Source organism: Bacillus sp. SA1-12, assembly GCF_000981385.1.
In the GTDB taxonomy this organism is placed as follows: domain Bacteria; phylum Bacillota; class Bacilli; order Bacillales; family Bacillaceae; genus Metabacillus.
The window spans coordinates 164,262-182,841 of the sequence record NZ_LATZ01000128.1 but is presented as its reverse complement, the minus strand read 5'-3'; the positions used below and the strand labels follow the sequence as shown (position 1 = coordinate 182,841).

The 18,580-nt window shown below is 37.5% G+C and carries 15 protein-coding genes; 4 read left to right on the top strand and 11 right to left on the bottom strand.

The annotated features are described in order from the left end of the window. Positions 1-9 precede the first annotated feature (9 nt). A complete protein-coding gene (locus WQ54_RS25015) occupies positions 10-1,191 on the bottom strand; it encodes a galactokinase (RefSeq protein ID WP_046588420.1) in 1,182 nt (393 codons plus the stop codon). Between the two features lie 439 nt (positions 1,192-1,630). Between WQ54_RS25015 and WQ54_RS25010 the strand changes: the two genes are divergently transcribed. Beyond that, positions 1,631-2,476 (top strand): AraC family transcriptional regulator, encoded by an 846-nt coding sequence (locus tag WQ54_RS25010; RefSeq protein WP_046588418.1) that lies wholly within the window; start codon positions 1,631-1,633, stop codon positions 2,474-2,476. Positions 2,477-2,814: 338 nt separating this feature from the next. Here WQ54_RS25010 and WQ54_RS25005 read toward each other — a convergent pair whose 3' ends face one another. The 8 genes from WQ54_RS25005 to WQ54_RS24970 all read right to left on the bottom strand — a co-directional run bounded on the left by WQ54_RS25005 (position 2,815) and on the right by WQ54_RS24970 (position 11,099). Next, positions 2,815-3,069: a hypothetical protein gene (locus WQ54_RS25005; protein WP_046588417.1), complete on the bottom strand. Its 255-nt coding sequence runs from the start codon at positions 3,067-3,069 to the stop codon at positions 2,815-2,817. A 73-nt stretch (positions 3,070-3,142) separates the two neighbouring features. Beyond that, on the bottom strand, positions 3,143-4,054 hold the full coding sequence (locus WQ54_RS25000; RefSeq protein WP_046588415.1) for an NAD(P)/FAD-dependent oxidoreductase: 912 nt from the start codon (positions 4,052-4,054) through the stop codon (positions 3,143-3,145). Between the two features lie 561 nt (positions 4,055-4,615). Continuing rightward, the gene (locus WQ54_RS24995; protein WP_046588413.1) at positions 4,616-5,521 is read right to left on the bottom strand and encodes an SDR family oxidoreductase; all 906 of its coding nucleotides are present in this window, start codon (positions 5,519-5,521) and stop codon (positions 4,616-4,618) included. A gap of 159 nt (positions 5,522-5,680) precedes the next feature. Then, positions 5,681-6,991: a DUF5050 domain-containing protein gene (locus WQ54_RS24990; RefSeq protein WP_046588411.1), complete on the bottom strand. Its 1,311-nt coding sequence runs from the start codon at positions 6,989-6,991 to the stop codon at positions 5,681-5,683. After that, positions 6,988-8,010 (bottom strand): ABC transporter permease, encoded by a 1,023-nt coding sequence (locus WQ54_RS24985; RefSeq protein ID WP_046588707.1) that lies wholly within the window; start codon positions 8,008-8,010, stop codon positions 6,988-6,990. Before WQ54_RS24985 ends, WQ54_RS24990 begins: the two co-directional genes overlap by 4 nt. Next, positions 8,010-8,879, bottom strand: coding sequence for an ABC transporter permease subunit (locus WQ54_RS24980; RefSeq protein ID WP_052737963.1), 870 nt, complete (start codon positions 8,877-8,879; stop codon positions 8,010-8,012). The genes WQ54_RS24985 and WQ54_RS24980 overlap by 1 nt, the downstream gene beginning before the upstream one ends. 105 nt (positions 8,880-8,984) lie before the next feature. Then, positions 8,985-9,734, bottom strand: coding sequence for an oxygen-insensitive NADPH nitroreductase (gene nfsA, locus WQ54_RS24975; protein ID WP_046588409.1), 750 nt, complete (start codon positions 9,732-9,734; stop codon positions 8,985-8,987). 159 nt (positions 9,735-9,893) lie between these two features. Beyond that, on the bottom strand, positions 9,894-11,099 hold the full coding sequence (locus WQ54_RS24970; RefSeq protein ID WP_046588408.1) for an MFS transporter: 1,206 nt from the start codon (positions 11,097-11,099) through the stop codon (positions 9,894-9,896). Positions 11,100-11,374: 275 nt separating this feature from the next. Between WQ54_RS24970 and WQ54_RS24965 the strand changes: the two genes are divergently transcribed. After that, positions 11,375-11,647, top strand: a complete 273-nt coding sequence (locus WQ54_RS24965) for a spore morphogenesis/germination protein YwcE (protein WP_046588405.1) — start codon at positions 11,375-11,377, stop codon at positions 11,645-11,647. A 340-nt stretch (positions 11,648-11,987) separates the two neighbouring features. Continuing rightward, positions 11,988-14,180 (top strand): DNA topoisomerase III, encoded by a 2,193-nt coding sequence (locus tag WQ54_RS24960; RefSeq protein WP_046588404.1) that lies wholly within the window; start codon positions 11,988-11,990, stop codon positions 14,178-14,180. Positions 14,181-14,331: 151 nt separating this feature from the next. Here WQ54_RS24960 and WQ54_RS24955 read toward each other — a convergent pair whose 3' ends face one another. Continuing rightward, positions 14,332-15,510, bottom strand: a complete 1,179-nt coding sequence (locus WQ54_RS24955) for a NupC/NupG family nucleoside CNT transporter (protein WP_046588402.1) — start codon at positions 15,508-15,510, stop codon at positions 14,332-14,334. Positions 15,511-16,076: 566 nt separating this feature from the next. On the opposite strand from WQ54_RS24955, the gene WQ54_RS24950 reads away from it, so the two are divergent. Continuing rightward, positions 16,077-17,627, top strand: a complete 1,551-nt coding sequence (locus WQ54_RS24950; RefSeq protein ID WP_046588400.1) for an ABC-F family ATP-binding cassette domain-containing protein — start codon at positions 16,077-16,079, stop codon at positions 17,625-17,627. 92 nt (positions 17,628-17,719) lie between these two features. Here the strand turns inward: WQ54_RS24950 and WQ54_RS24945 are convergent, their stop codons facing one another. Next, positions 17,720-18,556, bottom strand: coding sequence for an STAS domain-containing protein (locus WQ54_RS24945; protein WP_046588398.1), 837 nt, complete (start codon positions 18,554-18,556; stop codon positions 17,720-17,722). Positions 18,557-18,580: the final 24 nt, after the last annotated feature.

Below are 18,580 nucleotides of genomic sequence, written 5' to 3'. Positions count from 1 at the left end.
TTTTACCTCCTATTTATTAACATAGCTAAGTTCTTTCGCACCATCGCCAACATTTGCTACATAAAATTCTGCTGTCAGTCCTGTTTTTTCATGATAGCTTTTGCCAACCTCTTCAATAAATTCCTCGAGGTTATCATTTTTTACAATCGATACGGTACATCCGCCAAAGCCGGCACCCGTCATGCGCGATCCAAGCACACCTTCTTGCTTCATTGCTTCTTCAACCAAAGTATCCAATTCAAATCCCGTTACCTCATAATCATCACGCAGTGAAGTGTGGGAATCACACATAAGCTGACCAAAGCTTGCTAAATCGCCTTCTTTTAGCTTTTCTACAGCTTGCAGAGTACGTGCATTTTCATAAACCGCATGCTTTGCGCGTTTTTGATCGATTTCATTTTGAATCATGTGACGATTGCTCTCAAATTGCTCTGGAGTTAAATCACCCAATGATTGAATCTGTAACTCCCTTTGCAAATCATTTAGCGCTCTTTCACATTCAGAACGGCGTTCATTATATTTTGAATCCGCAAGTGTCCGGCGCTTATTTGTATTTGCAATAACGAGAGATGCATCTTTAAGGACAATCGGGCTATACTGATAGTTCAGGCTTTGACAATCTAATAAAATTGCATGGTTTTCCTTGCCCATTCCAATCGCAAACTGATCCATAATTCCACTCTTTACCCCAATAAATTCATTTTCCGCATGCTGACACATCTTTACAAGATCAACACGCGAAAAGCTTGTTTCATAGAGGGCTTGTACGATTACAGCTGTTACCAGCTCGATGGATGCTGAGGATGATAAGCCGGCCCCATTTGGAATATTTCCATAAAATAATACATCAAACCCCTGACTTAATTCGACACCTTCATCAATAAATTCCTTTAGGACTCCCTTTGGATAATTGGCCCAATCATGTTCCTTCTCATGCGATAAAGGTTCATCAAGTGAGATTGAAATCACGCCAACATCTGGGAAGTTCATTGAATACATTTGGATCTTTTGATCATTTCTTGATGCTACGAGAGCATAAGTGCCAAATGTTAATGCACATGGGAAAACATGTCCGCCATTGTAATCAGTATGCTCACCAATTAAATTCACACGACCTGGTGCAAAAAAAGAGCGTATATCCTGACTAGTGTTGAATAGCTTTTTGAATTGCTCCATCATTTGTTCTCTCATTGAAATCACCCTTCATTATAACTTATTTTGATTATCGACTATCTATTTTTCTGAGACCTTTTTAAACTTGTCAATTGATTTCAGCTGCAGCTGCTCATCTTTAGAGTGGTCTTAAGCCTTCCAGCCTCTCTCTTTATGAGGTGTCACCCCTTTTCGCTGTTTCCGCAGGAGCCTCGCAACTTACGCTCCAATCAACATGACCTCTAACTTAGCTTTATCTAAGAGAAATTCTATATGTACTTAAATTGTAAGTTTCAAATCCGAACGTTACAATGGTAAAATTACAAAGAGAAATTAGCACATATTTGCTTTAATTCTGAGTGTCTTTAACGTTAAATCAATGTTCCTTTAACCTTATAGATTAAAAAAGAATGACGATTTTGACCCTTTTTTTGCTTTAACACTCGAAAAAAGGGTAAAAAAAGGGGATTTTTTTGCTATGGATAGAAAAACTGGAGCAATTGCTTTTCGGTTTACAGAGCATCATGTGAATCATGTAGCCCAAATTTGGTCTGTAGGCTGGGATGAGCAGCATTCATCTATATATAATTGGAGCGGGACAGAACGGAAGGATCAGGATAAGTGTATTTTTCAATATACATTATCCGGGCATGGCGAAATCAATATTGATGGAAAAGTGCATAAAGTAAAAGCTGGACATGCCTTTATTGTCAGCAGTCCAAGCGATTATCATTATTATTTGCCAAAGGATTCAATGAAATGGGAATTTATCTACTTAACTCTTTACGGAAATGAAGCTAAGCGTTGCTGGGATTTTGTCAAATCAACAGGCAATCAGGTTGTCCGCTTTCATCCAGAGTCAGCTCCAATCAAGCTTGTAAAGGAAATTTATGACGAAGCAAAAGGCAAAAAAATCACCAATGCCTATGAAGGTTCAAGTATTGCTTACAAGTTTATTATGGAACTCTATGTCCATCTTGCTAATATTGATAAACTGATGGAAGATTGGTCAGAAGGAATTATAAGAGCCGCCCTATTTGCAAAAAATTATTATCAAGATGATATAAGTGCGGAGGAAATGGCTGAGGCTTCACAATTGTCTAAATATCACTTTACAAGACTGTTCAAAAAGGAAACAGGCGTGACTCCGATTCAATATTTAACAAATATTCGTTTGCAAAAAGCGACCGAGCTTTTACATAATACGAAATACTCCGTTGACGAAATTGCTCAATTGGTTGGTTATAAAAATGCGAACTATTTGAATAAAGTAACCCGCAGAATGCTGGGGAAATCACCAGGTGAGATTAGGCAGGGGAAATGATAAAAGCAGATGGCTATTCATTGGTGATATTAATACAATAAAATTCCCAGAGCCTTTTTTCCTCTGGGAATTCCTTTTAGCCCATACTGCGTAATTAATGAAGATTCATTGCCGCTATAAAGGAATTTCCTTTAGTGGTGTTCGAGCAATTTTTCCTTCATAACCACCCTTCTATTGGTCTCTTTAATCACCGACCTCATCAGCTTTTTCCTTATGAACACTTCTATCGGACTTTTTAATCACCGATTTTCATGGGGTGTATCCTTCTGAAGACTTCCATTGGACTTTTTATACAGCTTTTTAAAACCCTTTCAGTCAGTTGCGGGCTCGTTTTTCAATTATTTATTTAAATCAATCTGAATCGAGCCCTTTTGGTGCATAATGGTCATCGTTGTTCCAGGGGTCATCATATTTTCTAAAATATCCTTGGCCGCTTGAAGAGCAAATTCAATCCGCTCGAGCTTTTCCTTTTCTTCCTCACTAAGGATTCCAGGTGTTCCAGAATACTTTTTTACATACTGATGTGACTTTAGATGATAGCTTTCAATAGTTTCATATACCTCATCATACATTTGTTCAATGTCTTTCTTCATTGCCTCCGTCTCCCCTTTTAAGCTCCTTGTCTCCTATGATACAAGACGGATTGAAATAGGTAAAATAATCTTTTTAATCTCCCTTTAAAAGTCGCTTATGAATCCAAATAGCTGCCTGACAGCCATCCGCCATCGCGATGGTGACTTGCTCAGAATGTGCGACAACATCTCCTGCCGCCCATACATTTGTAATATTTGTTTCCTTTGTTCGGGGATCTACAAGGATATGCTTGTTCTCAAGGAGCTCAACACCTAATTGTTTCGCAATTTCCGAGTGAACCACATTGCCACCAAAACCAATAAATCCCTTGTCGCCGCGAATGATTTCGCCATTTTTCAGCTTTACTCCTTTAAATTCTGATTCATTTTCAGCGATCACCTCAGCAATTGGTTCATTTATGACCTTAATGTTTTTTTGCAAAAGGTTATCTTTTATTTCTTCATCAAGCGTTTTTTGATCATGGTTGATGAACGTTACTTTATTTGTCCAATAGGTTAGGGTTAAAGCAAGATTTGCGCCCGTTTTTCCAGAGCCCAATAATAAGACATGCTGATTCCTCACCTCATATCCATCACAATCCGGACAAACATAGATGGATATTCCCAAGCATGGCTCAATATGTTTGATTGGCGGAATCCGGTCCTTTATCCCTGTGGCAATTAAGACTGTCTTTGTCTGGTACTTCACTCCAAGTTTTGTTTTAAGTTCTATCTGCTTATCGTGTTTTACTGCCTGGTCAACAAGATCATTAACAAATTCAATACCAAAAGCTTTTGCTTGTTTATGGCCTAATTCCCTAAGAGTTTGCCCGCTCACACCGTCAGGCCAGCCAAGGATATTATGGTAGCCTCTGCAAAGGTTTGAACGTCCATTTTGATTGTCGATCACCAGCACATCATGCATATATCTTCCCAGTTGAATTGCAGCCTGCAGACCGGCAATTCCAGCCCCAATGATAATACATTCATATGTTTTCTTCGCCATCCTTACACGTCCTTTTTTTATGCGTTCAAATTAGAATGTGTAAATTTAGATGGCATCATGCATCAAACGGGAAAAAGGCTGTGGATATCTTTTAGGGGGATTACATGAAGCATGTAGGGGAATCGAATGTTAATAATGTTCCCGGTGAATAGGAGGCCCTCCCTTAGAAAAGTGAGGGCCCTCAGGCTGCCGGCTTCATAACGAATGCGGATATTAACAGACATGTTAATAAAGCCAAACAATAAATAATGCAATTTTAATTGTGGGTAACTTTAATAAAACCTGTTAAAAATTTATTATTCTGAGGAATTTTCGAATTATATGCTCGAAAAATTTAGATATTAACAGCTGAATTTTCGGTTAACAACAGATTATCCACAAAAGTTATCAACATATCCACAATTTCTATCCACATTTTGTGTGAGTACAAATGTTCGCCACAATATCTATTAAGACTTTTACCCACTATTCACAAGTTATACACAGGTGTTTCGGCATTTTTAACCCTATTTACCTATAAAAATACATTATTTAGTAAATAATAATTAGATTGATGTCGAATTATGATTTGTGATATTGACCTCCGTTTACATGTAGTACTTGCCCTGTTACATATCTTGAGTCATCAGAAGCAAGGTATACATAAGTTGGTGCTAATTCAAATGGCTGTCCCGCACGTTTCATTTCTGTATCTGCGCCAAATGTAGCAACATCCTTTGCGGAGAAGCTCGATGGTATTAAAGGTGTCCATATCGGCCCTGGCGCAACACCATTTACTCGAATTCCTTTATCCACTAGTGAAAGAGAAAGTGATCTTGTAAATGTTGTAATTGCTCCTTTAGTAGATGAATAATCGATTAACGTTTTATTTCCTTGATATGAAGTAATCGAAGTTGTGTTAATAATGGAGCTGCCTTCTTTTAGATAAGGAAGGCTAGCCTTTACCATATAAAAGTAGGCAAATATATTTGTCCTGAATGTTTTCTCAAGCTGCTGAGCCGATATGTCGAGGATGCTTTTTTGGACATATTGTACGGTATGGTTATTAACGACAATATCAAGTCTTCCAAACGTTTCAAGCGTAAGTTTAACGACTTCGTATGACGTTTTTTCTTCTCCTAAATCCCCTGAATACAGAAGACAACGGCCCCCAAGCTCTTCAATTCGCCCTTTCGTTTCTAGCGCATCCTGATGTTCATTTAAATAAGGAATCATAACAGCTGCTCCTTCTTTTACAAAAGCATACGCAACTGCTCTGCCGATTCCGCTATCCCCTCCTGTAATAATCGCTACTTTATTTATAAGCTTACCGCTTCCTTTATAACCTGCCCATTCAGAAATGGGTCTTGGTACCATTTCATATTCAAATCCAGGGTGACGATTCTGGTGCTGCGGCGGAAAAGTTACCGGCTGTTCCTTGCATATTTGCTTGATGGAATAATAGGGATACACAGGATATGAATACATGTTTTGCCCTCCCTAATTTTTCTCCTAAATTTATCCTATTCCACTGCAGCTTGGACGCATTACCATTTATTGAACCACACTCTTGCGAATTACATCTCTTTTTACTCGATTGAATAACTCTCCCAATTGCAAAGAGCCAATCTATAACAAGCAGGTCTTTTATGTTGTTTTTCCATATTTCTTTACGAGAAGCGCAAATAAAAACAGAAGAAGTGAGCAAAAGAATACGCAGCAAGCGATCATGCTGAGGCCAATGCCATACCATGGATTTGTGATGGCTGCTACAACAAAGCTGCTTATAAAAATCAAGATGGCCAAGCTAAGACTTAGATACGAAGGCATGAAAACTTTCCCTGAGTGACGGTGCAAATATACAGTACATGCTCCCAGCAGAAGAACGTAATAGACAGCGATAGCTAGATCACTAAATAAGAAGTCCATTGTTTTCATTACAAAATGATTTTCTGTTGAGGCTGGCAGATTTAGGTCTATTTCTATAGGTTCTTCTTCCCCATTTACTGCTACTGTCATAAGCTGAAATGTCGCCGGTTCCTTTGGCCAGTTTGAGTAATGAAGAAACGCAATTTTTTCCCCATGTTGAAAAAACACTGGTGATTGAATATTTCCGTGTAAATTTGTCAGCCTCTTAATATCATCTGTTTCTGTATCTTTTACAAATAATTCGTATTCAAATAAGGAGCTTTCCTTTGATTCTTCCGTAACGGTTGTATACGCAAGTTGCTTTCTATCATCAGAAAAAACTGTTGAATACAAATCCCCTTTTAGTTCGGCAGCTTCCTTTGCTAAAGATTCAGTTTTTTCATCAAGTGAATAAACATAAAGCTGTTGCCTGTTCCCATCAAACAAACTGTAATAAAGCTCTGCCCCATCTTGGGAAACGGAAAGATCGGTCATTGTAAAATGGTCTTTATCTGTCAATTGTTTTTGTTGACCATTGGGAATTGATACTTCATAAAGGTCATATCCTTCCTTCGTTTCTCCCTTTGCCTTTTGAAAGTCCTCAGCAGGCATGGCAATGAAATACAGCATATCTCCTTTTGGAGAAAAAAACGCATCAGACACATGCAGCTTTTTATCCGACAACCGCTTTGCGCCACTTCCATCTGCATTCATGATCATCAACGATTGAATTCCATCCTTATTTTCCGTTAAATAAGCAAGCTTCCTTCCATCAAAGGAATAGCGCGGTGTATGAACTCTCTTCTCACTCCCTTTACTTACCTCCATCCATTCAGTTCCATCTGGATTTACTGTATAAATAGCTTCTTTTCCATCAAGGAAATAAGAAAATGCCAGCTTATCATCCTCAGGAGAAACAGCGATCTCGCTGCCTAACCCTGTATAGCATTTATAAGGGTCCCGTTCACGAAAGACACTATAAAGGATAGATGTAACCAAAAGGATGCCGCTTATGATCATAATGAGCGTAAGTACTTGATTTCGCTTCAATGACTTGATCCCTCCGTTTTTTTAAGAAGAGAAAAATCAGCTTCTACCTGATGATTCCTTTGTTTCTTAGCCTCACTGACCTTCCTTTTCCTATAGGCGGATCTTCCTGTCGATACTCTTGAATATCCTTCGACCATAAACGTAACTGCGAGAATCGTTAGGGCAAAACAGACAATTGGCGTAAATGGAATCCAAGGAGCCCATTGCAGAAATTCCTTTGTCCCTCCAATCAAGCCAGACCATTCATTTGTTATGGATTGCGGAGGATCACCCTGAACGGCCCCGGGGTTAGACATTAATGTTCCGCCAAAATAAAGATTGAACAAGCCAAGATGTGCCATAACAAGCAAGGTTTGTACGAATTGCTGGCCAAAAAGGATAAAAAATCGCTCCTTCAAGATGGGAAGGATATGTTTTACGATGATATGGGGCTTACTGCCTCCTAATGTTTTTGCACTTAAAACAAATTCAGCTTTAAATAATTCACTTGTTTCATTTCCGATTAACACCGTCAGGATCGGCACAGTTAATAAGATTAACACCACCACTTCAATAACCATTCGCTCAAAAAGCGTGTATGTATTCATTCCTGGAAATTGAACTAGCACAGGACCTAATAAATAGATCGCAATGATCGTCAATGGTATAAAATGAAAGGCATCAACGAAGCTATTTACATACCTCCGTATTTTTGAAAAATATGACCCTAGTATTAGACCCAGTGGTATTGAAATGACCATTCGAAGTGCCGCAATAACAAATGCCGCGATGATCGTAAATTTCGCACCTATTAGCACCTTGCTTAACATATCAAAGCCAAGCCTGTCTGTTCCAAGTGGCGCCTCTAATCTAGGTGCAATTGGAGAAGAATCAATCAATTCATTGTTTTCACCAAAGATATGGTAAATTTGGCGCACCTTATGATCAACAACCTCTGAATAAATGAAACTGGTGCAAAGCAGTCCTGTAATAAAGATAAAGCCAATTAAAAAAAGCGGTTGTTTAAATAACTTGATCATCAAATAGTCTCGCCTCCTTTAATCGTCTTTTCTAGAATCCATTTAACAAGGTGGTAAAAAAGAAAAATCGGAACAAATATAAACAGAAGAAGAAAGGTAAAGATTTCAGGGATCATATAAGTTGTTAAATAATGAGTGATGCCAAAAATCCCAAATAAAAGCTCGACAACCACTAATGAAGAAAGCATAAACCAGATTGTTTCTTTCATACGGAAAAATAAAGAGATCATCGTATTGCGCAAAATATGGATGATTAAAATAAATGTATGTGTTAATCCCTTTGCTCTTCCAAGTAAAACATAATCCTTGTCCAGCTCCTCTTCATATAAATGAAGCGTGATTCTGAAAAGCTGAATAGCAGGCAGGATGGCTAAACAGATGATCGGCAAACCATATGCTCGCGAATCACCAACTGTCACTACCTTCATTAACAGCACATCAGTCTTTTTAAAAAGGATAATCACGAACAATTGCAGCAGAAGAACAACCAGAATATCTGGCAATGACTCGAAAAAATAAATCACCATTTTTATTTTGTCCCTAAGCCATTTTGGACACTGCATGGTACCGATTGTTAAGAAAACAGCTGTGATATAAGCTAAAAATAAGGCAGAAAAAATGAGTGTTAATGAATAAAAAGCACCATCTATAATAAATGGATACACTTTATATTCTTCACCATTTATGATAAATGTCATTTGATTAAAATGCAGAAGACTGTAGATGATTTTCCCGATCGTTTCGACTAATAGATAAAAATGACCTTCTCCAGTGTTTGTTGCAATAAATAATGATGGCAGTGCACCAATGACAATAATTCCGATGCATGCTGCTAAAAATTGCAGAAAAATCCCCGCTGCCTTTTTCACCCTTCCACCCCCAAATTTGTCCTTTTTTACCAATTATACTATATTTGTAAAATAGTTAATCCCATAAAAAAGAGGTAACCCACCACGAGTCACCCCTTCCCTATCCTACCGTTTATTAAATCCCTTGCTCTCAATAAACTCTTTCATATACATTCTCGTTGGTTTTGACAATAAACCTGCCATTTGACCTGTCCACGTATCGTTTCTTTTCCCACTTGTCCGCTTTTCATAATAGCTGGAGATATCTTGATCATATTGTTTAAGCTGTGCTATATATGTTTCTTGATTTTGCTCATATTCGTCTTCATGATAAACATGTTCATAAGGTAAACGTTGCTTTTGATCAGGCTTGGCCAGCGGATATCCGACTGCAATTCCAAAGAGCGGCACAACACGGGCCGGCGTTTTTAACACCTTACAAACCTCTTCCAGGTTATTTCTCAAGCCTCCGATATAAACAGCACCAAGTCCCATTGACTCAGCCGCAAGGACTGCATTTTGTGCGGCTAATGCTGCATCTATCACAGCAACCATAAATTTTTCTGTGCTTTCTAACACCTGATCTGAATCTTGTTTGTACATTTCGGCGATTAGCTGATGACGGTAAAGATCGGCACAAAACACAAAAAAATGGCCGTTTTCAGCAACATAGGCCTGACCTCCCGCGAGTTCAGCCAATTTGGTCTTCTTCTGCTGATCCTTAACACCGATAATTGAAAATGCTTGTACAAAGCTGGAGGTCGAAGCTGCCTGGGAACTTTGTACAATTGTTTTAATTTGTTCTTCAGTTAAAGCTTTGTCCTCAAATTTTCTAATCGAACGATGAGCCAGTATGGTTTCAATGACTTGATTCACTATAAACCCTCCTTTTTATTATAGAATACCGCTTTTGACCAGTTTCAGCATTTTAAATGATTTGGAGAGACATAGCTGGAGGTCGAAGCGCTTTCCCACAGTTCAATAATAAAAAATAGAGACTAGTTCAAAACTAATCTCTGCAAAGAATTTCTTACATTAAACAAGCTCTTTTTGTTTCGTCTCTTCACCTAATAAGAGAACAGCCAATGCACCGATGACAATCGAAACCGCAAATATAATGAAAATTGTCTGAATTTGAACATCTGCCGCCACTAAATAGCCTACCAGCAAAGGTCCTAATATACCTCCGACCCTTCCGAATGAAGCAGCTAAGCCGGTGCCTGTCCCGCGAACCTCTGTCGGGTAGTGCTCAGGTGTGTATGCATAAAGCGCTCCCCATGCACCCAAGTTAAAAAAGGATAAAAAGATTCCTGAAGTAAGCAATAAAGGAAGAGTATCAGCATTTCCGAAGAAATATGCACTAGCAGCTGTTCCCATTAAAAAGGTGATTAACACAAATTTACGACCAGTCCGTTCAATTAAATAAGCTGCAGCAAAATATCCCGGCAACTGGGCAAGTGTCATAATCAAGACATATTGGAAGCTTTTAATTAAACTAAATCCCTTTAACACCATTACACTCGGCAGCCAAAGAAACATTCCATAATAAGAGAAAACGACAGCAAACCATAAAATCCAAAGCATGGTTGTTTGCTTTACATAAGGCTTTGTCCAAACCTTTGCGATTTTTCGGAATGAAGATTCCTTTTGCTTTGATACATTAATCGCTTGAAAGCGCGGAGAATCTGGAAGTTTCAAGCGTAAATAAATCGCATAAAAAGCTGGTATTGCACTTAACAATAAGGCTATTTGCCATCCATAACTCGGAATAACAAAATAGGAAATGAGCGCAGCAATTAGCCAGCCGCCTGCCCAAAAGCTTTCTAATAACACAACGACCTTTCCTCGTTCATGAGCTGGCACACTTTCAGAAACGAGTGTTGAGGCAACCGGAAGCTCTCCCCCTAACCCCATTCCAATAAAAAATCGTAAAATAAGAAATAATGCTAATGAGGTCACAAAAGCCGATAAACCGCTGCCAACTGAAAATAGGAGCAGGGTGATGATAAATACATTTTTTCTTCCGATCCGGTCTGCCATGATTCCAAATACCAAAGCCCCCACTGCCATCCCAATAGAATTGACACTGCCAATCCAACCCATTTGAGAAGCGGATAAATTCCATTCAATTTTTAATGCAGCAATGATAAACGAGAGGATTCCCACGTCCATGGCATCAAACATCCAGGCTAAGCCTGCAATACTAAGTAATTTTTTTCTGGATATTTCTTTGGTTTTCATTTAAACCACCTTTCTCTTTTCCAACCTGTCTTTAATGGTGTCTTGACAGAAAAGCTCTCCCTATTACTTATACTGCAAACCCTTTTAAACATCAATATTTATTGCTTAACATACCAAATTCTTACCTTCTTCATTCGTTTTTTAACAATTGGGTAATTTATACTTTTTAATTTTGTCAACATGTGATATAGTAAGTGTAACAAAACGTTCACAAAACGTACTTTTTTTCGACACAAATATGAAAGCGCATTCTAAATATAAAGGAGCTGCTTATTATGGATGTATTTTTCGCCTATCTATTAATTTCAAGTTCAACTCCACTGTTTTTATGGAAAGAAAATAGAAAGTTAGCCATTTGCCATATCCCGGTTGTGATCTGCATGTGGATCGTGTTTATTTCATATCTGTCATTTGATTTAGGAATGACAGGACATATCCTGTTCGGTTTATCATTTTTCGCCAATGTGGTAATTGCACACATGACGATCTTCCATTTATTTGTTGTTCCGTTCTTTAATATGTTAAAAAAACCGAAAAGTGTACTATAATCCTTTAAATGAAAGAACCTGGCTCATATTTTGAGCCAGGTTCTTTTTTCATGAATTAATATCCGCATAAACTGATATCAATTCTGCATTCGTTCATGCATATTTAGATATATTTTGCAACTTTGATAAATAATCTTGCAACTTTCCAGGTTATTTTTGTAACTTTGAAAAGTATTCTAGCATTTCTTAAAGAGATTTTAGCAACTTTTCGATTTTTTCTAGCATTCGACAAAATCTGAGAGATTTCAAAATTCCTGAAGTCGAAATAACATATCTTTAAACTCTATATTAAAACTATGATATATTAGACGGTACATAGTCAGTAAAGGAGTTCGAACAAATGGCAAAAAGTGTAGTAATCGCTGAGAAACCCTCTGTGGCACGTGATATTGCAAATGTATTGAAGTGTACAAAGCAAGGAAATGGTTTTTTAGAAGGCACTAACTATATCGTAACCTGGGCGCTTGGACACTTAGTCACTTTAGCAGATCCAGAAGTATATGATAATAAATATAAAACATGGAATTTAGAAGATCTACCTATGCTTCCAGAAAACTTGAAATTAGTTGTTATGAAGCAAACAGGAAAACAGTTTAATACTGTAAAAGCACAGTTAACTCGCAATGATGTAAATGAAATAATTGTCGCAACTGATGCAGGGCGAGAAGGAGAATTAGTTGCTCGATGGATTATTGATAAAGCAAGAGTTCATAAACCAATCAAACGTTTGTGGATTTCCTCTGTAACAGATAAGGCTATAAAAGATGGATTCAATAACTTAAAACCTGGTAAAGCTTATGAAAACTTATATGCATCAGCCGTAGCACGTTCTGAGGCGGACTGGTATATCGGTTTAAACGCAACACGTGCATTAACAACGAAATTTAATGCTCAATTAAATTGTGGACGTGTTCAGACCCCTACAGTGGCCATGGTTGCAGCACGCGAAGAAGAAATCAAAAACTTTAAACCTCAAACATATTACGGGATTGAAGTTCAAACAGATGAACTTACATTAACTTGGCAAGATGCAAAAGGTAATTCTCGCAGCTTTAATAAGGAAAAAATAGATGCAATCATTACATCACTTGGGCGTAAAAATGCGACTGTTATAGCAATTGACCGTAAAGCAAAGAAAACATTCGCACCGGCTTTATATGATTTAACAGAATTACAACGTGATGCGAATAAAATTTTTGGTTATTCAGCTAAAGAAACACTAAATATCATGCAAAAATTGTACGAGCAACATAAAGTATTAACTTATCCTCGTACTGACTCACGTTATTTATCTTCAGACATTGTTAGTACACTACCAGAGCGTTTAAAAGCGTGCAGTGTTGGGGAATATCGTCCTCTTGCCAATAAAGTTTTGAAAAAACCAATTAAAGCAACAAAAGCATTTGTTGACGATAGTAAGGTAAGTGATCACCATGCCATCATTCCAACAGAAGGTTATGTGAATTTCTCAGCATTTACAGATAAAGAACGAAAAATTTATGATCTTGTCGTAAAACGCTTCTTAGCGGTATTATTCCCTGCTTTTGAATATGAACAATTAACAGTTTATGCAGCAATTGGTGATGAAAAATTTATTGCCAAAGGAAAATCAGTGATTAATGCGGGCTGGAAAGAAGTATACCAAAATCGTTATGATGATGAAGAATCAACAGATGATGTAAAAGAGCAGTTACTACCCAACGTTGAAAAAGGGAATGTTTTACAAACAAAATTGATGGTTCAAACATCAGGTCAAACAAAACCACCTTCACGCTTTACAGAGGCAACATTACTTTCTGCAATGGAAAATCCTACAAAGTATATGAAGACAAACGATAAAAAGCTTGCAGACACTTTAAAGTCAACTGGTGGACTTGGTACAGTGGCAACTCGAGCCGATATCATTGATAAATTATTTAATTCATTTCTAATTGAAAAACGTGGCGGTAAGGAAATCTATATCACTTCTAAAGGACGTCAGCTTCTAGATTTAGTTCCAGAAGAATTAAAATCTCCAGCAACCACTGCTGAATGGGAACAAAAGCTTGAACTAATTGCTAAAGGGAAACTGAAAAAAAGTGTGTTTATTAATGAAATGAAAGAACATACAAAGGAAATTGTTGCAGAAATTAAAGCCAGCGCTAAAAAATATAAACACGACAATATTTCAACAAAGTCTTGCCCAGATTGCGGCAAACCAATGTTAGAAGTAAACGGTAAGAAAGGAAAAATGCTTGTCTGCCAAGATCGTGAATGCGGTCATAGAAAGAACGTAGCACGCTTAACGAACGCACGCTGCCCTCAATGTAAAAAGAAAATGGAACTCCGTGGTGAAGGGAAAGGCCAAATCTTCACATGTAAATGCGGATATCGTGAAAAATTATCTGCTTTTGAAGAAAGACGTAAAAAAGAATCTGGTGGAAAAGTGGATAAGCGCAGTGTACAAAGATATTTAAAACAGCAGGAAAAAGAAGCAGAACCTTTGAACAATGCATTTGCTGATCTGTTAAAAGGATTTAAAGTAGACAAATAATAACTTTCAAAAAGGATTATTCTATATAAAAATGCACAAGTGTTTATTTAACAACACTTGTGCATTTTTTGAATGTGCAAGTTTCTGGACACCTATGTCAATTTAATAAGAAAAATGATACTTTTTCTCTTTCAAATTGCACATCTTCAATTTATAGAATAATACTTACAATAATAGCTGATAAAACACTCACAAGTGTTGCACCGTACAATAAACGAAAACCAAATCGGGCAACAACATTCCCTTGTTTTTCGCTTAAACCCTTAACAGCACCTGCTATAATACCGATTGATGAGAAGTTGGCGAATGATACCAGGAATACAGATACAATTCCCAACGTTCTTTCACTGAATTGCGACGCCATATCCGATAGATTCATCATCGCAACAAATTCATTTGTCACAAGCTTTGTTGCCATAATGCCTCCCGCTGAGACGACTTCCGACGCTGGTATGCCCATAATAAATGCCAGCGGCGCAAACACATAACCAAGTAATTGCTGAAATGTAATACCTAAAATCATTTCAAATACATTATCAATTGCTGCCATTAATGCGACGAAACCAATTAACATAGCCCCTACGATAATTGCCACTTTAAAACCGTCTAAAATATATTCTCCCAACATTTCAAAGAAGGACTGCTTTTCTTCTACTACCTCTAAAAAATCCTCTTCTTCCTTTACTGTATACGGATTAATAATCGAAGCAATGATGAATCCCCCGAATAAATTAATGACAATTGCTGTTACAACGTAACTCGGCTCAATCATAGTCATATACGCACCAACTATTGACATTGACACTGTTGACATTGCTGAAGCGCACAGTGTGTAAAGACGGTTTGCCGGCAGGTGATCGAGCTGTTTTTTGACCGTAATAAATACCTCGGATTGTCCAACTATAGCCGAAGCAACCGCATTATAAGATTCTAGTTTTCCCATCCCGTTAATTTTGCTGAGTGCAAACCCAATCCATTTCATCACATATGGGAGGATTTTAAGATGCTGAAGTATTCCAATTAATACTGAAATAAAAACAATTGGAAGTAAGACCGTAAGAAAAAATGGTTGAGATCCTTCATTTGCGATGCCGCCAAAAACAAACTCTACCCCTGAATTTGCGTATTGCAGAAGTTTGTTAAATACATTCGCAATTGCATTAATAATAATAAATCCAAACTTTGTATTTAACAAAAGAGCTGCAAGCAGGAGCTGAATGACAACCATAACGATTAATGGTTTATATTTGATTTGCTTGCGATTATTACTCACTAGAAAAGCTAACCCAAAAACGACGATTAAACCTATAATTCCCAATAAATATTTCATAATCTCCTCCAAATAGATAATATCTTTATTTTTGTAATTTTTTTTGAAAAAATACCACAGTAGTCATTCATCAATCACTTTGACATAAAAATTTACCTTTTAGTTAGCTAAAATAATTTTATTGAGTATGCTAATCCCAAATATAACCAGTAATCAGACGTCCGACCTCTGTTTTGAGCAATAAATGATATACTATGGCTCTAAAGATTTATTTGCTCCAAGAATTAAATTCATTACTTCATTGTAGAATGTTCCCCAAATCATATTTATCAATTTGGATTACCTCATACTTTCAGTAATGCTCCTGCTATGTTTAGCTCCTAACAAAATAACGTTCCCTTCCATAGTATCATATTTATGTTTATCTATTTGCTAAGAGGTAAGATGTCTAACAACCATAGTAATTATAATCATACTTTATGAAATATGTAAACCCTTTCTTTTATCTAATCCGAAAAATTGGGCTAAAGTAAAAAACAACCTTCATCTATTACCAGTAGCACTTTGGGTAAAACAATTGTAGAATGAGACAAGATACTGTTTTTACTCTTGGAGGGTTTATAAAAATGAGTCTACTTTCGATCGATAATCTCAGCCATAGCTTTGGTGACCGCACGCTATTTAAAGATGTTTCACTTCGCCTGCTAGCAGGTGAACGCGTCGGTCTAGTTGGTGCGAATGGTGTAGGGAAATCTACTTTAATGAATATTATTACAGGGCAGCTTATATACGACACAGGCCGTGTCGAATGGACTCCAGGAGTTCGTTATGGCTACCTTGATCAACATACCGTTTTAACAAAAGGAAAAACAATTCGTGATATCTTAAACGATGCTTTTTTACCGCTCTTTGAGCAGGAGAAGGAATTAAATAAGGTTACAGAAAAAATGGCTTCTGCTACACCTGAAGAGCTTGAGGATTTGCTGGAGGAAATGGCAAAGATTCAAGATCGTTTAGATGCAGGCGGTTTTTATTTATTAGATATGAAGGTGGAGGAAACGGCTAGAGGATTAGGACTTGATGCGATCGGCCTTGACCGCGATGTTTCCGCACTTAGCGGCGGCCAGCGTACAAAGGTTCTTCTTGCCAAGCTATTGCTTGAACAGCCGGATGTACTCTTGCTTGATGAGCCGACAAACTATTTAGACGTTGAGCATATTCGTTGGCTGAGCAATTATTTAAAAGAATATCCGTATGCTTTTCTATTAATCTCTCATGATACAGAATTTATGAACGGTGTTTCGAATGTCATCTTTCATTTGGAATTTTCAAAGCTGACAAGGTACACAGCAACCTATGAAAAATTCCTTGAGCTTGCGGAGATAAATAAAAACCAGCATCTTCAAGCTTATGAAAAACAGCAAGAATTTATTAAAAAGCAAGAAGATTTTATTGCTAAAAACAAAGCCCGCTACTCTACTACCGGACGTGCGAAGAGCCGCCAAAAGCAACTGGATCGGATTGAGCGCATTGACCGTCCGGAAACAGCGATTAAACCAACATTTGAATTTAAGGAATCAAGAAGCAGCAGCCGTTATGTGTTTGAGGCGAAAGATCTGGAAATTGGTTATGATCTACCTCTATTGCCTAAGCTTACGATGACGATCGAACGCGGTGAAAAGATTGCCATTGTCGGCTGTAATGGTATTGGGAAATCCACACTATTAAAAACGATTCTAGGAAAAATCGAACCATTAGGCGGAACAACCAATCGCGGCGACTTCCTGTTTCCTTCTTATTTTGAGCAAGAGGTAAAGGCTGAATCCATTACGCCGATAGATGATGTTTGGAATGCCTTTCCACATCTTGATCAGCATCAAGTTAGGGCACTTCTGGCACGCTGCGGCCTAAAAAATGAACATATTTCCCGCCCGCTTACACAGCTCAGCGGTGGCGAGCAAGCAAAGGTCCGTCTATGCAAATTGCAGATGAATGATAGCAACTGGCTGTTATTTGACGAGCCGACAAACCACCTCGATGTTGTCGCAAAAGAAGAATTAAAACGGGCAATTAAAGCCTATAAAGGAACCGTTGTCCTAGTTTGCCATGAACCTGATTTTTATGAGGATTGGGTTACGAAGGTTTGGGATATTGAGGAATGGGCACAAAAGCAATAATTTTTCTTTAATTAATCAATAGAATAAACACATAAAAACGCTTGGATTTAGTAATATCCAAGCGTTTTTATTTACTATTTTCAATATGATCCCTACGCTTTAATCCATTCCAAAGCACGGGCAAGGGAAGATGTTGTTGTAATTTCTTCAAAATCCAAGCCAAGCTGAATCGCGGTTTGTGCGATTTCCGGTCTAATACCAGATAATATCGATTGAACACCAAGCAGCTTTAATGCTCTAATTAAATTGAAAATTTCATGGGCTACCATCGTATCAATAATGGCAACACCTGATAAATCGATGCAGAGCTGCTCGATCCGTCTTTCCGCACATTGTGTTAACGTACTCTCTAAAATTAATTTCGCCCTTGCTGTATCAATATCCCCTATTAATGGTAATAAGGCCGTTTTGTTTTCAAGAGAGATCACCGGCGAGCTTAGTTCATTGATCATTTGTTTTTGTGCTTCAAGCTGCTTTATTGTGTTTTTATGAGCTTCATCAATGTATATGTATATCGATAAATTCACGACTCTTCCGACAATTTCAATCCAATTGAGCAATTGGTCGACGTTAATTTTATCTGTATTTTCTTGATAGAACTTTTTAAGATAGGATAGATAAACATCTTTCGTATGATTAAATTCTCTGACAACACAGTGTACAGGGGTTGTTAGATGCTTTTGGTCTTTAGCAAGCTCTTCAGACCATTTTTTAAATTCGCTGAAAAACTTCCCTTCTTCTTCAATAAAAAGCTTATGCAGATGAAGAAAGTAATCTTGATTTTGCTCCTTTAAGGTTTGAATAATCTTAGGATCATTAGAGGAATAAATGGATTCAGGATCTTGATCATCAACCATTTGATACCAGTCTTCTGTCATTTGCCAGGAATTCTCTACTAAGAATTGATATAAATCACGATTTCTATGCATGAATATGTCTCTCTCCTATACGTT

Bases quoted from the DNA above. Each gene is read 5' to 3' on its own strand.
- WQ54_RS25015 (WP_046588420.1), bottom strand. From the start codon at position 1,191: ATGAGAGAACAAATGATGGAGCAATTCAAAAAGCTATTCAACACTAGT.
- WQ54_RS25010 (WP_046588418.1), top strand. From the start codon at position 1,631: ATGGATAGAAAAACTGGAGCAATTGCTTTTCGGTTTACAGAGCATCAT.
- WQ54_RS25005 (WP_046588417.1), bottom strand. From the start codon at position 3,069: ATGAAGAAAGACATTGAACAAATGTATGATGAGGTATATGAAACTATT.
- WQ54_RS25000 (WP_046588415.1), bottom strand. From the start codon at position 4,054: ATGGCGAAGAAAACATATGAATGTATTATCATTGGGGCTGGAATTGCC.
- WQ54_RS24995 (WP_046588413.1), bottom strand. From the start codon at position 5,521: ATGTATTCATATCCTGTGTATCCCTATTATTCCATCAAGCAAATATGC.
- WQ54_RS24985 (WP_046588707.1), bottom strand. From the start codon at position 8,010: ATGATCAAGTTATTTAAACAACCGCTTTTTTTAATTGGCTTTATCTTT.
- WQ54_RS24970 (WP_046588408.1), bottom strand. From the start codon at position 11,099: ATGAAAACCAAAGAAATATCCAGAAAAAAATTACTTAGTATTGCAGGC.
- WQ54_RS24965 (WP_046588405.1), top strand. From the start codon at position 11,375: ATGGATGTATTTTTCGCCTATCTATTAATTTCAAGTTCAACTCCACTG.
- WQ54_RS24960 (WP_046588404.1), top strand. From the start codon at position 11,988: ATGGCAAAAAGTGTAGTAATCGCTGAGAAACCCTCTGTGGCACGTGAT.
- WQ54_RS24955 (WP_046588402.1), bottom strand. From the start codon at position 15,510: ATGAAATATTTATTGGGAATTATAGGTTTAATCGTCGTTTTTGGGTTA.
- WQ54_RS24950 (WP_046588400.1), top strand. From the start codon at position 16,077: ATGAGTCTACTTTCGATCGATAATCTCAGCCATAGCTTTGGTGACCGC.
- WQ54_RS24945 (WP_046588398.1), bottom strand. From the start codon at position 18,556: ATGCATAGAAATCGTGATTTATATCAATTCTTAGTAGAGAATTCCTGG.